This is a genomic window from Parvimonas oralis (genome assembly GCF_047608425.1).
Classification (GTDB): domain Bacteria; phylum Bacillota; class Clostridia; order Tissierellales; family Peptoniphilaceae; genus Parvimonas.
In genome coordinates this window covers 81,318-98,427 of record NZ_JBLKRS010000003.1, presented here as the reverse complement: position 1 = coordinate 98,427, position 17,110 = coordinate 81,318, and the positions used below count along the sequence as shown (strand labels likewise).

At 27.3% G+C, this 17,110-nt stretch carries 14 protein-coding genes; 1 reads left to right on the top strand and 13 read right to left on the bottom strand.

Annotation, left to right across the window (positions count from 1 at the left end):
• Positions 1 to 94 precede the first annotated feature (94 nt).
• The 5 genes from ACMX2D_RS05015 to gcvH all read right to left on the bottom strand — a co-directional run bounded on the left by ACMX2D_RS05015 (position 95) and on the right by gcvH (position 5,628).
• Entirely contained in the window at positions 95 to 985 is an 891-nt protein-coding gene (locus ACMX2D_RS05015) for a LicD family protein (RefSeq protein ID WP_414972959.1), read from the bottom strand.
• Positions 985 to 2,205 (bottom strand): MFS transporter, encoded by a 1,221-nt coding sequence (locus ACMX2D_RS05010; protein ID WP_414971310.1) that lies wholly within the window; start codon positions 2,203 to 2,205, stop codon positions 985 to 987. Before ACMX2D_RS05010 ends, ACMX2D_RS05015 begins: the two co-directional genes overlap by 1 nt.
• A 297-nt stretch (positions 2,206 to 2,502) precedes the next feature.
• Entirely contained in the window at positions 2,503 to 4,008 is a 1,506-nt protein-coding gene (locus tag ACMX2D_RS05005; RefSeq protein ID WP_414972957.1) for a 3D domain-containing protein, read from the bottom strand.
• Between the two features lie 291 nt (positions 4,009 to 4,299).
• Positions 4,300 to 5,187 (bottom strand): DMT family transporter, encoded by an 888-nt coding sequence (locus ACMX2D_RS05000; RefSeq protein WP_414972956.1) that lies wholly within the window; start codon positions 5,185 to 5,187, stop codon positions 4,300 to 4,302.
• A 69-nt stretch (positions 5,188 to 5,256) separates the two neighbouring features.
• Positions 5,257 to 5,628, bottom strand: coding sequence for a glycine cleavage system protein GcvH (gene gcvH / locus ACMX2D_RS04995; RefSeq protein ID WP_009449025.1), 372 nt, complete (start codon positions 5,626 to 5,628; stop codon positions 5,257 to 5,259).
• Between the two features lie 601 nt (positions 5,629 to 6,229).
• Here gcvH and guaB point away from each other — a divergent pair.
• Positions 6,230 to 7,693 (top strand): IMP dehydrogenase, encoded by a 1,464-nt coding sequence (guaB, locus tag ACMX2D_RS04990; protein WP_414971306.1) that lies wholly within the window; start codon positions 6,230 to 6,232, stop codon positions 7,691 to 7,693.
• 18 nt (positions 7,694 to 7,711) lie between these two features.
• Here guaB and ACMX2D_RS04985 read toward each other — a convergent pair whose 3' ends face one another.
• The 8 genes from ACMX2D_RS04985 to ACMX2D_RS04950 all read right to left on the bottom strand — a co-directional run bounded on the left by ACMX2D_RS04985 (position 7,712) and on the right by ACMX2D_RS04950 (position 17,029).
• Positions 7,712 to 8,638 (bottom strand): aminoglycoside phosphotransferase family protein, encoded by a 927-nt coding sequence (locus ACMX2D_RS04985; RefSeq protein ID WP_414972954.1) that lies wholly within the window; start codon positions 8,636 to 8,638, stop codon positions 7,712 to 7,714.
• Between the two features lie 15 nt (positions 8,639 to 8,653).
• Positions 8,654 to 9,196 carry a TIGR01440 family protein gene (locus ACMX2D_RS04980; protein ID WP_118058591.1) on the bottom strand — a complete coding sequence of 181 codons (543 nt, stop codon included), beginning with the start codon at positions 9,194 to 9,196 and terminating at the stop codon, positions 8,654 to 8,656.
• Between the two features lie 9 nt (positions 9,197 to 9,205).
• Entirely contained in the window at positions 9,206 to 10,540 is a 1,335-nt protein-coding gene (locus ACMX2D_RS04975) for an MATE family efflux transporter (RefSeq protein WP_414971303.1), read from the bottom strand.
• A 14-nt stretch (positions 10,541 to 10,554) separates the two neighbouring features.
• Positions 10,555 to 11,571 (bottom strand): UDP-glucose 4-epimerase GalE, encoded by a 1,017-nt coding sequence (galE, locus tag ACMX2D_RS04970; RefSeq protein WP_414971302.1) that lies wholly within the window; start codon positions 11,569 to 11,571, stop codon positions 10,555 to 10,557.
• Between the two features lie 9 nt (positions 11,572 to 11,580).
• Positions 11,581 to 12,507, bottom strand: coding sequence for a bifunctional riboflavin kinase/FAD synthetase (locus tag ACMX2D_RS04965; RefSeq protein WP_414972952.1), 927 nt, complete (start codon positions 12,505 to 12,507; stop codon positions 11,581 to 11,583).
• Positions 12,508 to 12,654: 147 nt separating this feature from the next.
• Positions 12,655 to 13,491 carry an Mrp/NBP35 family ATP-binding protein gene (locus tag ACMX2D_RS04960; protein ID WP_009448619.1) on the bottom strand — a complete coding sequence of 279 codons (837 nt, stop codon included), beginning with the start codon at positions 13,489 to 13,491 and terminating at the stop codon, positions 12,655 to 12,657.
• Positions 13,492 to 13,500: 9 nt separating this feature from the next.
• Positions 13,501 to 15,246: an ABC transporter ATP-binding protein gene (locus ACMX2D_RS04955; protein WP_414972949.1), complete on the bottom strand. Its 1,746-nt coding sequence runs from the start codon at positions 15,244 to 15,246 to the stop codon at positions 13,501 to 13,503.
• A complete protein-coding gene (locus ACMX2D_RS04950; RefSeq protein ID WP_414971298.1) occupies positions 15,239 to 17,029 on the bottom strand; it encodes an ABC transporter ATP-binding protein in 1,791 nt (596 codons plus the stop codon). Before ACMX2D_RS04950 ends, ACMX2D_RS04955 begins: the two co-directional genes overlap by 8 nt.
• Between the last annotated feature and the right edge of the window lie 81 nt (positions 17,030 to 17,110).

The window sequence follows — 17,110 nt, the reverse complement described above, 5'->3', positions numbered from 1 at the left end:
TTTTTAAAAATAGCGCAAAACTGTAATTATTATATCAAAAATTAAGAAAAATTTCTACAAAAGAAATAAAAAAAGCCATGATTTAATTCATAGCTTAATTTTTTTCCTGATATTCTCTAAAACTTTTATTTACATCTGCAAGATGGAAATTATGATGATTTTCTCTTTGATCCACTGGTGGTAATTTCATATAATCTCCATATAAAACTTTTAAATATTCATCATATTTTTCGGGAGCATTGACTTTTAAATTTTCAAAATCAACCTTTACTCCCTTTCCTAAAAACTCTCTCTTAAAAGGCGATATATAAAAATTATCAACCAAACAAGCAACATATTCACAGTCTTCAAATTTTGGATTATCTTTTGGAACAGACATTTTTGAAAGATCTGTTTTTAGTTTGTTCGGTATTGTCTCACCAATTTTATATGCCAATTTTTTTCCAAAACCGCTTAAAGCATTTGAAAAAGCATTAGTATCCGCTTCTTCAAATACAGGCTTTTCCTTTACCCTTAAATCTAGAACTTTATTTTGTCCTTTAATATATCCATCAAGAGGAAAAACATCTATAAATACTCCATGATTTATATCTACATCAATTACATGCTTTTCAAAAAGCGTAGTATCACTATCACGAAGTTTTGCAAAATTCAAAGCATAATTAGGATCAGAAGTCATTGTTTGAATAAAATAATTTTCAGGTAAATACTTACTTCCATCTCTCACAAATTTGTCATAATCTTCCCTTGGCATACAAACATCAATATCATCATCCCATGGAATGAAACCTTTATGTCTAATTGCACCAAGTAAAGTTCCAAATCCAATATAATAAGTTAAATCCATTCTTTCACAACAAGAAACAAAATTTTTTAAAATTTCTAATTCTTTTTTCTTTAAAGCCTCAAAATCTATATCAAACTTACTTTTTTTAAATTCACTTTTCATTTTCCAAGTGTTTTTTGAATCATATTTAAAAACCATTATCTTTCTTCCTTTGGTAATTGCAACATTATTAAATAACCTACAACAAATAGTGGAATTATGCCAAGAATTGAATATCTTGGATTATGTGTTATTGTAGTTATCAAACTCATAATAAAAGGTCCGATTATAGCAGCAAACTTACCAAAAATATTATAGAAACCGAAGAATTCATTTGCATTTTCTTTTGGAATAATTTTTGCATAATAACTTCTACTCAACGCTTGAATTCCACCTTGAGCTGAGGCTATAAATGTTGATAATACGAAAACATGAACTAAGTTGCTCATAAAATATGCAAATATTACTGAAACCATATAAGTTATAATTCCTACTTTAATCATAGTTCTAGTTCCAAACTTACTGGCCAATCTTCCATAAATAATAGCAAAAGGAAATGCCACTATTTGAACATAAATCAAAATTCCTAAAAGTACAAGTGTATTAAACTTATCTGCATCTAAAACAGATGTAGCATAAGGTATAACCATCTTTATGATAGTATCTACTCCGTCAATGTATAGAAAATAAGAACATAAAAATATAACTACAACCTTATTTTTCTCAATATTTTTTAAAGTATGAAAAACAGTACTAAAACTTTCTCTAACAGGATTAGGAACAGGTTCTACTCCATATATTTGATCAATATTTTTATACATTGGAATTGTAAGTGTCAACCACCAGACGGATGTTATAACAAAACCTATTTGATAACCTAACGGATTTTTCATCCCGAAAATCAAAACAGCTCCCAAACAAAACATAAAAGGTATTACACTTGCTATGTATCCGTACGCAAATCCTGCTGTACTAATTTTATCCATTCTCTCATCATTAGTTACATCAACTAAAAATGCATCATAAAAAATATTAGATCCTGCAAAAGTTACACTTCCTAAAATAAAAAAAGCCATCAATAAAGGCAATCCGAACTGTCCTGCAAAAGATAAGAACAATGTCGAAAAAATTGCAATAATTGAAAATAATGTAAATAATTTTTTCTTCATACCTTTAAAATCAGCTATAGTTCCAAGTACCGGACTTAAAATAGCTATAATAATACTGGCAAATGAATTGTAATATCCTAAATTCATTTCATTTCCACCGACCATTCCGAAATAAATCGGGAACAAGGCAGTAGTAATCGCCATAGAATAAGCAGAATTTGCACAATCATATAAAATCCAGCTCAATTCTTTCTTTGAATAACCGAACATATTTTTCCTCCAAATAATATAATAACAAAAAATTAATTTAAGCTATATTTTACTTCAAAATTTACCAAAAACATAAAATGTAGCATTATGACCGACCTATTACCATATTCATAATTAAAATCATATATTATTAATTTTTTAGCAAAGCTATTATATCATATTTAAAAACGATTGTCCATTGTTCATACTAATTACTAAACTTTTAAATAAAGTAATTTCAAAACTTTTAAAATACAAATATATAAAACAAAAAAAGAGAAGAAATCATAAAATTTCTTCTCTTCCCTTTATACTTAATTATTTTAAAATATAAACTTTTACATTTCTTCTTCCAAAAGCATTTGCTTGTGCTTTATTAGTAAAACAAAGATCTATTCTATTTCCTTTTATAGCTCCGCCTGTATCTTCTGCAACAGCATAACCATAACCTTCAATATACAATTTTGTTCCTAAAGGAATAACTTTTGGATCTACTGCTACAACTCCATATCTAAGAGGAGTTCCTAATCTCGTTGTACTGTAACCACCGTTTTCAGCAGGATCGTCAGTATATGAAGTAGCATTCATAACTAAAACTTTACTATATTCAAAACTTCCGTCACCGCTTTTACTACCTGATGATTCATCATTAGAATTTTCAGTTGCTTTTTTTTCCTCTTCTTTTGGAACTATTTTACCGTCAACTAATTTTTCATTTGATTTTACTGTAACTTTTTCCGAAACTGAATTTTCAGCTTTTTTATCTGAATTTGAATCTGATACAGTAATTTCACCTTTATCCTTATTAACTTCAAATCCTGTAACTTCTTCTTTATTGACTGATGATAATAAAGATCTAAAGTTTACAAATTTACCCAACTCATCAGTTGATACATAATGTAAATTTTTACTTCCAGATTCAGAAATTAGTTTTTCAACATCTAAATTCATAGATTCTGAATCCATAACTAAATACTCATATCCACTCTTATCAGCTAAAATATAAGAACTTAACATATCAGTTAAATTTTTATTTTCTGATAAAACAACATTTTCATTTTTTCTTAATGAGTATCTATCTTTAAAAATTTTCAATAAATCTTTTCCATCTAAAGAATAACTCTTTATTTCTTTTTTATCCTTTTCAGATAAATTATATATTTTTGCTTTTACTTCATCTGATAAAGAATTAACTCCATCATAGAAATATATATTTCTTTCATTTTTAACTTCTGAAATGATATTTTCATCAATTTGTTTTGTTGAATCATAAATATACAAATTCATATTATATATTCTTGCATAATGAACAGCACCCAAAATATCAGAATCATTTCCGGAATCAACAACCAAAAGATCACGATTACCTAAAAAATTATTTACATGATAATTCGTATCTTCAGGATTGTCTGAACCAATTCTGTTAAACTTGATACCTAAATCATTAAGAATACCATCTGAAATTGAACTTTTATCTCCAACAACATACACTTGCTCACTGTTTTTTAAAATAGCCTTAGAAGTCTCATCAATATTATTATCCTTAACAGGAATAACAACTCCGCCCTTATCTAATGAAAGTAAACCTGCCAAACTGAAGCTAATCTTGTCGTCTATATTAACTACATAAGATATTTTAGATGCACTACCTTTAGTGTTATCTAAAATTCTGTTGTTTACTTTTTCAATAGTTTTAGTTTCGGATTCTGATGAAATTACAAAACCTTTAACCTTTTCGTCTGCAAGTGATTTAGATGAAAATCCAGAAAATGTAGCATAAATACACAAACATGCTAAAACACTCCTAAATATTGCTCTTTTCAAATAATCACTCCTTAATTAAATTAATCAGGTCAATTAGCTTTAACCTGATAATAGAATTATAATGATTTTGTATAAAATCGTCAATTTATTTAAATGTTTTTTAAAAAAAATCATAAAAAAACAAAAAAATTAACAATGTTTTAAATCGGAGATTAGTATTTATAACTTTTTTGTAATTTTTTCAAAATTCTAATTCCCTATTTTTCAAAGGTTACAGAATAGTTACAAAAAAAATCAAGATTTTCGAAAAAAATACTCGAAAATATTAAAAAAATGTAATATTTGCTGTTTTTAGGCTTTTTTCTGTTTGTTTTTCCTTGAATTTACTATATATGACATTAATGACATAGAGAAAATAAGGCTAATTCCAATTAAACTGTATATACTTACAGACTCTCCAAGTATTACTTTTCCAAGAATTACAACAAATACAATTCCTAAGTAATTAAATATACTTACATCTGAAGCATTAGCATATTGATAACTAATAGTTAGTCCAAATTGCCCAACAGCTGATGCGACACCTATCAATATTAAATATATAAAAATTTTTAAATCCGGAATCATCAAATTTTTGAATATAAATGGAAAACTGAAAATAGTTGAAAATAATGAGAACACAAAAATTATAGTTTCAGTCCTTTCAGCTTTTCCAATTCTGGAAACACACATATATGCGATAGATGCACTAAGTGCAGAACTCATTGCAACCATCGCAGGAAATAATCTGGAATTAAATTGTGGTCTTACAACAAAAATAGCACCAATAAAAGAAAAAGTTAAAGTTAAAAATCTTTCTAGAGTAAATTTTTCTTTAAATAAAAAACATGCAATCAACACTACAAAAATAGGACTGGTTCTCTGCAATATTCCGGCATCTGCAACAACCATATTATTTATAGCATAAAAATTAAAAATTACTCCCATATATCCGAAAGCTGATCTCATGAGAAGTAATTTCCTATTTCTTTTTTCACCCAAAAAGCTACTACCTCTTATAAGTATGTATATAGCACAAATTATTAACATAACAAAATTTCGCATAAAAACTTGTTGCATAAGTGTAAATTTGCCTGATGTCAGCTTTACAAAAATTTGCATAAAACTAAAACCAAGCGTAGAAATAATCATAAAAATAATACCTAATTTTAAATTTTTATTTCTGGAATTTTCTACCATAAAACCTCCTTTTCAAAAAAATAAATGCCACACAAGTGGCATTTATTAAAAATTAATTTTAAGAAATTATTATAATGATGCTTCATAATCAGCGTCATTAGTTAATTTTTCTAATTCAGCTGGATTAGACATTTCAATTTTGCAAACCCATGCAGCATAACAATCTTTGTTAATTTCACCTGGTTCATCGTCTAATAATTCATTAACTTCAACAATTTTTCCTGAAACAGGAGCATTAATATCACTTGCAGCTTTTACAGATTCTACAGATGCTAAAGAGTCACCTGCTTCAACTTCATCATCAACTTCTGGAAGTTCAACATAAACTATATCTCCCAAGTGATCTTGTGCATAATCAGATAATCCAACTGTTGCAATATTTCCTTCAACTTTTACCCAATCATGATCTTCAGTATAAAGTAATCCTTTTTCTACTCTCATTCTAATATACCTCCTAAAATTTTTACTATAACAACATATCCAACTATGTACTAATTTATTGGACATCTACTATAAATATTATAGTATACTTAAATTATAGTGTAGTTTGCAAAAAATTTCAATACCTTTTATTACTTTTTTAGAACTTTTTTACAATTTATTCAATAAAATCGAAAATTTATTAAGTTTTGGTATTTAAAAATATTTTTTGCACCTAATTTCACATTAAATAAAAGATACTGATGATGTTAAGACTGTGAAATTATAACATAAATTCACACTTAAAATTTTTACAATCTTAAAGCTAAGATATTGTAATAAAAATTTTTTATATTTTATTAATTCACAAGAATATTATTAAAATTTAGATTTTTTTACAGGAAAACTTTTATTTTTACATATTTTTTGCTTTTTACAATTGATTTTTTTATAAATTGTTGTATAATATATGTTAATATATTTTTTTAATAAATTTTGTGTAATTCAATATTTTTTAAATTTCAAAATTTTCAATTTTGAATATTTATATATTATAATTATTATTAAAATTTTTTAAAAATATGTTTAAATAAAATAATTTAATCTAGGAGGAGAAAATATTATGTGGGAAACAAAATTTCAAAAAGAAGGCTTAACATTTGATGATGTACTTTTAATACCGGCAAAGAGTGAAGTTCTACCAAAGGATGTTAATTTAACATCACAACTTACTAAGAAAATCAAATTAAATATTCCTGTTATTTCTGCTGCAATGGATACTGTAACAGAACATAAGATGGCAATTGCTATGGCTAGAGAAGGTGGACTTGGTGTAATACATAAAAATATGCCAATTGAACTTCAAGCCGAAGAAGTTAAAAAAGTTAAACGTTCAGAAAGTGGCGTTATTAATGACCCATTTTTCTTAACTCCGGATCATAATGTTCAAGAAGCTGAAGATTTGATGAGAAAATATAGAATTTCAGGTGTTCCAATAGTTAATTCAATGGAAGAAAAAAAATTAGTTGGAATTTTGACTAATAGAGATTTAAGATTTTTAGAAGATTATTCTGTAAAAATAGATACAGTAATGACAAAAGAAAATTTAGTAACAGCTCCTTCTCATACTACTTTGGATGATGCAGCAAAAATTTTAAGAAATCATAAAATAGAAAAATTACCTCTAGTAAATGATAAAGGAATTTTAACAGGCTTAATTACTATCAAAGATATAGAAAAAGTTGTTAAATATCCAAATTCAGCAAAAGATGCTCAAGGAAGACTTCTTGTTGCAGCTTCAGTTGGAACAGGTGCAGACACTTTTGAAAGAGTTGAAGCTCTCGTAAATGCAGGTGTTGACGCTCTAGTTATAGACACTGCTCATGGTCATTCTATGGGAGTTGTTAATAAGGTTAAAGAAATTAGAGAAAAATATCCTGACCTTGATATTATTGCAGGTAATGTTGTAACAGCAGAAGCAACTAGAACACTTTTTGAAGCAGGTGCTGATGTTGTTAAAGTTGGTGTTGGTCCGGGATCAATTTGTACAACAAGAGTTGTTGCAGGTGTAGGAGTTCCACAAATTACAGCTGTTTATGATTGTGCTACTGTTGCTAGAGAAATGGGAAAAACAATTATTGCAGACGGTGGATTAAAATATTCAGGTGATGTTGTTAAAGCACTTGCTGCAGGTGGAAATGTTGTAATGTTAGGTTCAATGCTTGCAGGTACTGATGAATCTCCGGGAGAATTTGAAATTTTCCAAGGAAGAAGATTTAAAACATACAGAGGTATGGGATCTCTTGCGGCAATGGAAAAAGGATCAAAAGATAGATACTTCCAAGAAGAAGGTAAAAAACTTGTTCCGGAAGGCATTGAAGGAAGAATTCCTTATAAGGGAACTTTAGCAGATGCAATCTATCAAATCGTAGGTGGAATTAGAGCAGGCATGGGATATACAGGCGCTAAAGACTTACAAACTTTAAGAGATACTGCACAATTTGTTAAAATGACAGGTGCTGGACTTATTGAATCTCACCCACATGATGTTCAAATAATTAAAGAAGCTCCAAACTATTCTAAATAGAGAAAAAGGCTATTCGTTTTAAAGCGAATAGCCTTTATTATTTTTATAATCATAATACCATTTAGGTATAATTGTTTTAAAATTCTCATAATTTTCAAAAGTCTTATAAAATCTTCTCTTCATTCCAAGAATTTCTTTTTCTCCAAATTTTTCAGCCCATTTAATTGAATACAAGGTATAACAAGCTACATAAATTGCTTGAATCTCCCAAAATTCATTCGGAACATCATCTTCAAAATAGGAGTCAATCTGCCCTACACAGTATGGAATACTAAACTCTATCCCGAAACTTTCCAATTTATAAAATTCCTCATAAGAGTTGTATATTTCCCAACGATTAAAATCTATAACTCCTATCTCATTATTTTCCATTAAAATTAAATTTGAAGGATGAAAGTCTCCATGTAAATAAGAATAATTTCCACAAACTTTATCTACATTCCTTTTAACATATTCAATAAAATTACTGTCATTTTCAACTCTCACATCAGATGATTCATATTTTTCTATTTTATCCAACAATTTTATTTTAAGCCTATCATCAAAATTTTTGTCCTCAACTTTTAGACTGTGAATAGCTTTTAGAATTTTCCCTGCTTTTCTTCCAAGTAAATATTGTTCTTCGCTTGAAAGTTTTGGAAGCACATCACTTAAATCAACTCCGTTAATCCAAGATAAGAGCATATAGACATTCTTTTTATCATTACATATTCCAAAACTTATAGGCTTTGACATTTCAAAGCCTAGTTTAGAAAATTTTGAAATAACTTCATATTCTTTCTCTTTTTGTTCATAAAGAGAAATGTCAGATAATCTTAAAAGCAAATACTCATCTTTATTTTTTAATTTTATCTTAAACTTTTCATCTTTAGAATATCCTTTATTTATTTTCTCAACACTTTCTACATCTTCCAGTTCTTTTATATCTTTTAAAAATTCAAACATATATTCTCCAATTAATTATTGATAAACTGCTCTACTTCCTCCAATCAATTTCGGTCTAGAAGTTAATGCTGTTAAATGTGCATTTCCTATTTCTTTTATTGATAATCTTACCGGTATCTGAACAAATTTAACATGCATTCCGATTGATGTATCTCCTATATCAAGTCCTGCTTTTGCAACTATTTTTTCTACAACCACAGGATTTTTAAATAATTCGTATGCAGAAGTAGCTACTCCACCACCCGCATTTTTTTGTGGTACTACATTAACTATTTCAAAATTATTTTTAATCGCAACTTCTTTTTCTATAACTATTGCTCTATTCAAATGTTCACAACATTGAACAGCAAAATTAACTTTAATTTTATCTAACTTTTCTTTTATAGTTTCAACAATTAGCTTTCCTACTTCAATATCAGTGTCTTTTCCTATATGTTTTCCTTTTACCTCACTTGTACTACAACCTAAAACAAAGATGTCTCCCTCTTCAAATTTAGCTTTTTCGATAAGTTCATCCATACAAATTTCTAAATCTTCTCTAATTTTACCTAAATCCATAACGACCTCCTAAAAAGTACTAATCTTTTTAACAGTTTTTAAAAGCAAGATAAATCCTGTTATAGCAGAAATAAAATCAACTATCGGATAACTAATCCATGCTCCTAAAACACCAAATCTTCCTACCATAATTATAACTATCGGAATATATAGAAGTGTTTCTCTATAAATTGATAAGAAAAAATTATATTTTTCCTTACCGACTGATTGGAAAAAGTATATACAAATGTAATAAAAACTTAAAATTGGAAAAACTAAAATTACATATTTAAAACTATCTGCAGCCATTTGTAAAAGTCTTTCGTCTTTTAAAAATAGACCTATAATAAATTTAACATTATAATTCATAAATATCCATATAAGAGTGGATAATGAAAATACAAAAATAAATCCTGTTTTTAAAATTTTCTTGATTTTAACAAAATTTTTTGCACCATAGTTGAACGAAATAAGTGGTTGAATTGAACTGCTTACTCCTATCATAGCAACAAACATAAACATAGAAACTTTTGTTATTACTCCTACTAGAATAATCGCATCATTACCGCCAACCGGTAAAAGCAAATGATTAAGGACACTTATTAATATAGCATCTGAAAATTCTATTATAAATGAAGAAAAACCTATTGCTAAAATATTAAATGAAATTTTCGAGTCAAGTCTTGGAATTAAGCTGAAATTATTTTCTTTCTGTAATTTTTTTACAAAAACAAATGAAAATAAAAAAGATATAAATTGGCTCGAAATAGTGGCAATCGCAGCTCCTTCTACAGCCATATTCAAATTTTTAATTAAAATATAATCTACAACTATATTTATTAAAGCTCCAATACTTGAAGCAATTAGCATAACTTTCATATTTCCGTAAGCTATGTTCATATAACCGAAAACCGTTGTAAATGCTAAAAAAATACTGCCACACATAACAATTCTTAGATATTTGATGGAATACATCAGAATATTATTTCTAGCTCCTAAAAACACGCAAATATTCTCAACAAAAAGAATTGATATTATTGTAACTGCAAATATAATAAGTAAAGTTAGTCCATTTACAGCTGTGGTATATTTTGTTATATCTTTATTTCTTTTTTCTCCAAGTCTTCTGGAAATTAAATTTGAAACTCCTATACCAAGACAAACAGAAATTGCAATAACAAGTCTTTGGAGCGGAAAAACTACACTTAAAGCCCCGATTGAATCAGCTCCGACATATCTACCAACGAAAAATGTATCAACCATATTATATAATTCCGCAATAAGAATACTCAAAATTCCCGGTATTGCAAAATGTAATATTGCCTTAACTATATTAGTTTCGTAGTAAATACTTTTCGTATCCATTTTTATAAACCTCTTTAATCCTCATATCCATTTGGATTATTTACTTGCCATCTCCAACTGTCTTCACACATTTCTCTTATTCCATATTTAGCTTCCCAGCCAAGCTCTTTTTTTGCCTTAGTAGAATCAGCATAACATTCTGCAATATCTCCGCTTCTTCTTGGAGTAACTAAATATTTTATCTTTTTACCTGTAACTTCTTCAAAATTTTTAATCATATCAAGAACACTATAACCTTCGCCTGTTCCAAGATTATAAATTCTAACAGCCTTACTATCTTCAAACTTTTTAATTGCCTTTATATGACCTAATGCTAAATCTAAAACATGAATATAATCCCTTACACCTGTTCCATCTTTTGTTTCATAGTCATCTCCAAAGACTCTAACATAATCCAATTTACCAACTGCTACTTGAGTTATATATGGAACTAAATTATTTGGAATTCCATTCGGATTTTCCCCTATTCTACCACTCTTATGAGCTCCAATCGGATTAAAATATCTAAGAAGAATAACATTCCATTCATTATCAGAAATATATAAATCTGTAAAAATTTCTTCTAAAAATAATTTTGTTCTTCCATAAGGATTAGTTACAGAAAGTGAAAAATCTTCTTTTATAGGAACTGATTTTGGCTTCCCATAAACTGTTGCAGAAGAACTAAAAATTATATTTTTTACATTAAATTCTCTCATAACTTCTATAAGTTTTATACTTCCATTAATATTATTATCATAATATTCTATAGGTTTTTCAACAGATTCTCCAACAGCCTTAAGTCCTGCAAAATGAATTACTCCATAAATATCATTTTCCGAAAAAATCTTTCTAAGTATTTCTTTATCTCTAATATCGCCTTTGTAAAATTTGAATTTTTTACCACTGAGCTCTTCTATTATCTTTAAAACTTTTTCACTGGAATTGTAAAAATTATCAATTATTACAACTTCATATCCTTCATTTAAAAGTTCTATACAAGTATGAGAGCCAATATATCCAGCCCCTCCGGTAACTAAAATTTGTTTCATATTTATCTCCTATTTTATATTCTTAATTAATTCTCTACATCTAATTTCATCTTTTTTTAATTGCTCTATGAGTTCCTCAACAGAATTAAATTTTATATTATCCCTAAGTCTTTCCAAAAAACAAAGTTCAATATTTTTCCCATAAATATCTCCATCAAAATCAAATATATGAGATTCTATCGTGCATTTTTTATTATCAAAAGTCGGATTATATCCAACACTTGAAAAACTAAAATATTCCTTTTTATCTACTATAGTTTTGGTAAAATAGACTCCCTCTTTTACCATAACATAATTAAAAGAAATCTCCAAATTTGCTGTAGGATAACCAAGATTTCTTCCTCTTTGAAAGCCGTGAGTTACTTTTCCCTTAATTGAATAATTATCTCCTAACAAATCATTTGCCAATTCAATTTTTCCTGATTTTATGTATTCAATTATTTTTGTACTGCTGATTTCAATATCACCATAGTTTAATTTATCAACAATGGTACAAGATAAACTTTTTTCTTTCATATATGATTTTATAAAATCCGTATTTCCTCCACGATTTTTTGAAAATCTGTAATCTTTTCCAACCACAATATGTTTTATATTTAGATTGATAGTTAAAAAATCTAAAAATTCTGTTGGAGAAAGATTTTTAATTTTTTCAGAAAATTCAATACTAAATACATAATCTATTTTAAAACTCTCTAGTTTTTTTAATTTATCCTCAAAGGACATTATCCTACTTGCATTTTGATGAAAAATCAAATCTTTTGTATGATTTTCAAAAAGAAAAACCGCACTCTTATAACCTTTATTTAATTTTACATTATTTAATTCCGAAATCAATTTTTGATGTCCTCTATGAAAGCCATCAAAATTTCCTAGAGCTACAACAATGTCATCAAATTTAAAATCACTTTCCAAATTTAATTTAAAATGCTCCATAAAAACCTCTTATTTAATCCATATTTTACAATAATTATACACCAAAAAGTACTTAATTTCAATTTTAGAAATAGTAAGCCCTTTAAGTCTATAAAAAATCTTATTTTTACCACATAAAAAAACACGTTCGTACTGAACGCGTTCTCTCTATAATTTTTCTATTACATCTAGTATATCTGTTAAGCAATCAGTGTCTATTTTTTCGGCTTCACCTTCATCAACCATTTCAGGTATTTTTTTATCAAGAGGAATCTTTGCAACATTAGTAAGTCCAAATTTTCTTGAAATATAAGGTAAATCACTTTCACCAAATATATTTACTTCTTCATTACAGCAAGGGCATTTAAAATAACTCATATTTTCAACTATTCCAATAATTGGAATATTCATCATTCTTGCCATTTTAACCGCTTTTTCTACAATCATAGAAACCAAATCCTGAGGAGATGTCACAATTATAATTCCATCTACAGGTAATGATTGGAAAACTGTTAGTGGAACATCCCCCGTTCCAGGTGGCATATCAACAAACATATAATCCACATTTTCCCAAACTACATCTGTCCAAAATTGTTTTATTACTCCACCTATAACAGGTCCTCTCCAAATGACAGGATCTGTTTCTTTTTCAAGCAATAAATTTATACTCATTATTTTTATTCCATTTTCAGTTCTACAAGGAATAATTCCTCTTTCATCAATTTTAGCTTTACTATCAATTCCAAAAGATTTAGGTATTGAAGGTCCTGTAACATCAGCATCTAAAATTGCAACTTCCTTACCTCTTTTCATCATTCCGGTAGCAAGCATGGAAGTTATTAAAGATTTTCCAACTCCACCTTTACCACTAATAACACCAATTACTTTTCTTATATCGCTAAATTGATTTTGATCAACCAACAAACTTTCAAACTCTTCTGACACTCCACAACTTGATGCACTAGCACAACCGGAGCATCCTCCTGAACTACAACTATCGCTCATAATAACCTCCTATATTTTCAATTCTTCAGAAATATACATTTTATAGTAAATTCCTTTTTTATCTAATAATTCTAAATGTGTTCCCTGTTCTAAAATATTTCCTTTTTCTATTAAAACTATTTTATCACAATGCTTTATCGTTGATAATCTATGCGCAACTATTACAGATATCTTTCCCTCTAAAATATCTTTCATTTTATTTTGAATAATTTTTTCAGTTTCAGTATCTATTGAAGAAGTTGCCTCATCCAAAATTAATAATTTTGGATTTTTTATCAATGCTCTTGCAAAAGAAATTAATTGTTTTTGTCCATTTGAAATATTATAGCCCGTTTCGCCAATTACAGTATCAATCCCATCCGGTAACTTGGAAATAAACTCATCTATACCCAATAAATTACAAACATCAAAGATTTCATCATCTGTTGCATTTGCATTTCCAAATTTTATATTTTCCTTTATAGAAATTGAGAAAAGTTGAGGTTGTTGTAAAACATATCCCAAATTATTATAAAGACAAGTCTTATCAATATTTTTATAATTTATACCATCAAGATAAATATCTCCGGAAGTTGGATCATAAAATTTACAAATCAAATTGACTATTGTTGATTTTCCACTTCCCGTACTGCCAATAAAGGCAACACTTTCTCCTTTTTTAATTTCAAAATTAAAATCTTTTAAAATTAATTTATCGTCATCAAAATAGTGAAAACAAACATTTTTAAATTCTATATTTCCATTAAAATTAAAATCACTTTCTTTTTCTTCAAGAATTTCATCTTCTTCATATAAAATTTGAAAAACTCTTTCAGCTGATGCCTGTGCAGATTTTAAATCGGCAAAAATTTGTGCAAGCATTTTAAAAGGTTCAAATATTTGAAAACTATAAGTTAAAAAGCTCAAAAAAGCTCCGTAAGTCATAACATTTTTCATAACTGAAATTGATGAAAAATTAAAAGCAAAACCAACTCCTATACTTGCTACAAACATTACTGCAGGAACGTAAATAGCAGATATCAAAATGGATTTTAAATTATTTTTTCTATATTTTTCATTAAAATACATAAATTCTATTTTCTTTTTATCTTCAATTCCAAGTGATTTTATAGTCTTTATGTAACTTAAAGATTCTGTATAACTTCTTATAATCTTAGAGTTATAATCCCTTACTTTTCTTTGAAATTTCAAAATATTTTTTTGAAAAAGTAAAGTTACAATATATATTACAGGCAACATTAAAAATAACATCAAAGTCAAAGTATAACTTAAGTAAAGCATAACAAAAATTGAAATTAACAATACAATTATACTATAACTTGCATCTATAACTCCCCAACTAAAAACTTCACTTAGTTTTTGAACGTCGGAAGTCAATCTGGAAATTAACTCTCCGGTTTCATATTTCTTTATATTTGTTATAGAAAATTTTTCAATCTTTTCAAAAACTGATTTTCTAATCTCCTTTGAAACTTGATATTCAAGTTTTCCTCCAAAAACATAGAAACTATAAATTGAAAAAGTCGATAAAATTACAAGGCAAAAAAAGCTAATTCCTGCAACAATAAATCCCTTTAAATTTTGCTTTGTTATAAAATCATCAGTTAGCAATTTTATTGATAAAGGAACTACTGCTTGTAAAACTCCCGAAATTATAACTACAAACATCAGCATATAAAGTTTTTTATATTCAATTTTATAAAATTTTATTAAATCTCTAAAAACATTTATATTTACAGTTTTCTTTTTATTCATTATTTACATCATATTCCTTACTTTGAATTTCATTTATTTTACTATATATTCCATTTTTCTTTATTAACTCACTATGTGTACCACTTTCAACTATCTTTCCTGCGTCCATAACAATTATATTATCACAATTAGTTATAGTTGAAATTCTGTGAGAGATAAAAATAGAAGTAAATTTTCTATCCATTGACTTAAGTGCATTATTTATCTTTAAATCCGTATTCATATCGACAGCACTTAAACTGTCATCTAAAATCAATACTTCAAAAGGCTTTAACAAACTTCTGGCAATGGAAATTCTCTGCTTTTGTCCACCTGAAAGATTTACACCGTTGTCAATTACTACAGTTTCATATTTAGATGAAAAATTCAAAATCTCATTATGTATAGATGAAATTTTAGTAGCATTATAAATAGAATTTTCATCAATATCATTATTTACAATTTTTATATTATCCAAAATTGACATATTAAAAAGTTCGCTATCCTGCATAATTGCAGAGATTTTTTCTCTAATATATCTTTTATTTATCTCTTTTATATTTATTCCGTCGATTAAAATTTCTCCACTCGTAGCTTCAAAAAATCCAAGTAAAAGATAAACTATCATACTTTTACCACTTCCGGTAGAGCCGATAACTCCAAGACTTTCTCCTGCATTTACAACGAAACTTATATTATCCAAAATAATATTATCATTAACTTTTAAGCTAACATTTTTAAATTCAATCTTTTCAGAAAAAGATACATCTCTTATGCCATAATCATAATCCTCTTCAGGCAAATCCAAGACTTCATAAATTCTAGAAATAGAAACACTCGCTTTAGCCATATCGCTAAGCAATTGTCCCATCTGTCTAATTGGCCAAATAATCATATTTATATAGATAACAAAGGCAATTAAATCTCCGAAATTCATCTTACCTGTAATAGTTTCATATCCTCCAACTACCAAAATTACTGCAAGTTGTAGGAAAGTTAAAAAGTCATTCACTGCTCTAAATCTAGCAAAAGTCTTCATAAAATTATTTTGAGTTATATTAAATTCTTCGTTTTTTTCTCTAAAGCGATTTAAAATATAATCTTCTCTATTAAATGCTTTTATAACCCTTATATTAAATAAAACTTCTTTTATAAAAACCATCAGTTTACTTTCTGCTTCATCTGTCTTTTTGAAAATTTCACCGATTTTTTTATAAAAAACATAAGATAAAACAGAAATGACAAGACAAAGACTTATACTTATCATTGCAAGTTTAAAATTAATCAAAGACATAACGATAATTACCAGAATAATTGTCGCAATAGATCCAAAAGCATTGACAAGTTGAGCTGCAAAAAGTTTTCTTACAGTTTCAATATCTGAAGAACTCCTTTGAATTAAATCTCCTGTAGAATACTCTTTCAAACATCTTATATCTATATTTAAAAATTTATTATACATTTTTTCTTTTAAATTAAAAATTAAATTTTCACAGGCAACATTAGAATAATAATTCCTCAAAAATATAAAAATACAACTGATTCCTGTTAAAATAACTATTACAAAAGCTAATATGTATATATTTCCTCTAAGAAAATCTCTACCGCCTATAAGATTAACGGCCTTTCTTAAAATATCGTATTTGTACTCCTTATTTCCAATTATTGAATCTACAGTAATCATAATTACAATAGGTGTCATTCCGGAAAAAATTTGTATAAAAATTGTTGAAATCATAGAAAGAAAATAAGTCAATCTATTATTTTTCAAAATCTTCCAAAAAAGTTTAATTTCTTTCAACATATCACCTCAAAACATACTTACTTATATTTTAATCTAAATTAGACAAAAAGGCAAATTTATTTGGATTTCTAAAGTTTTTTT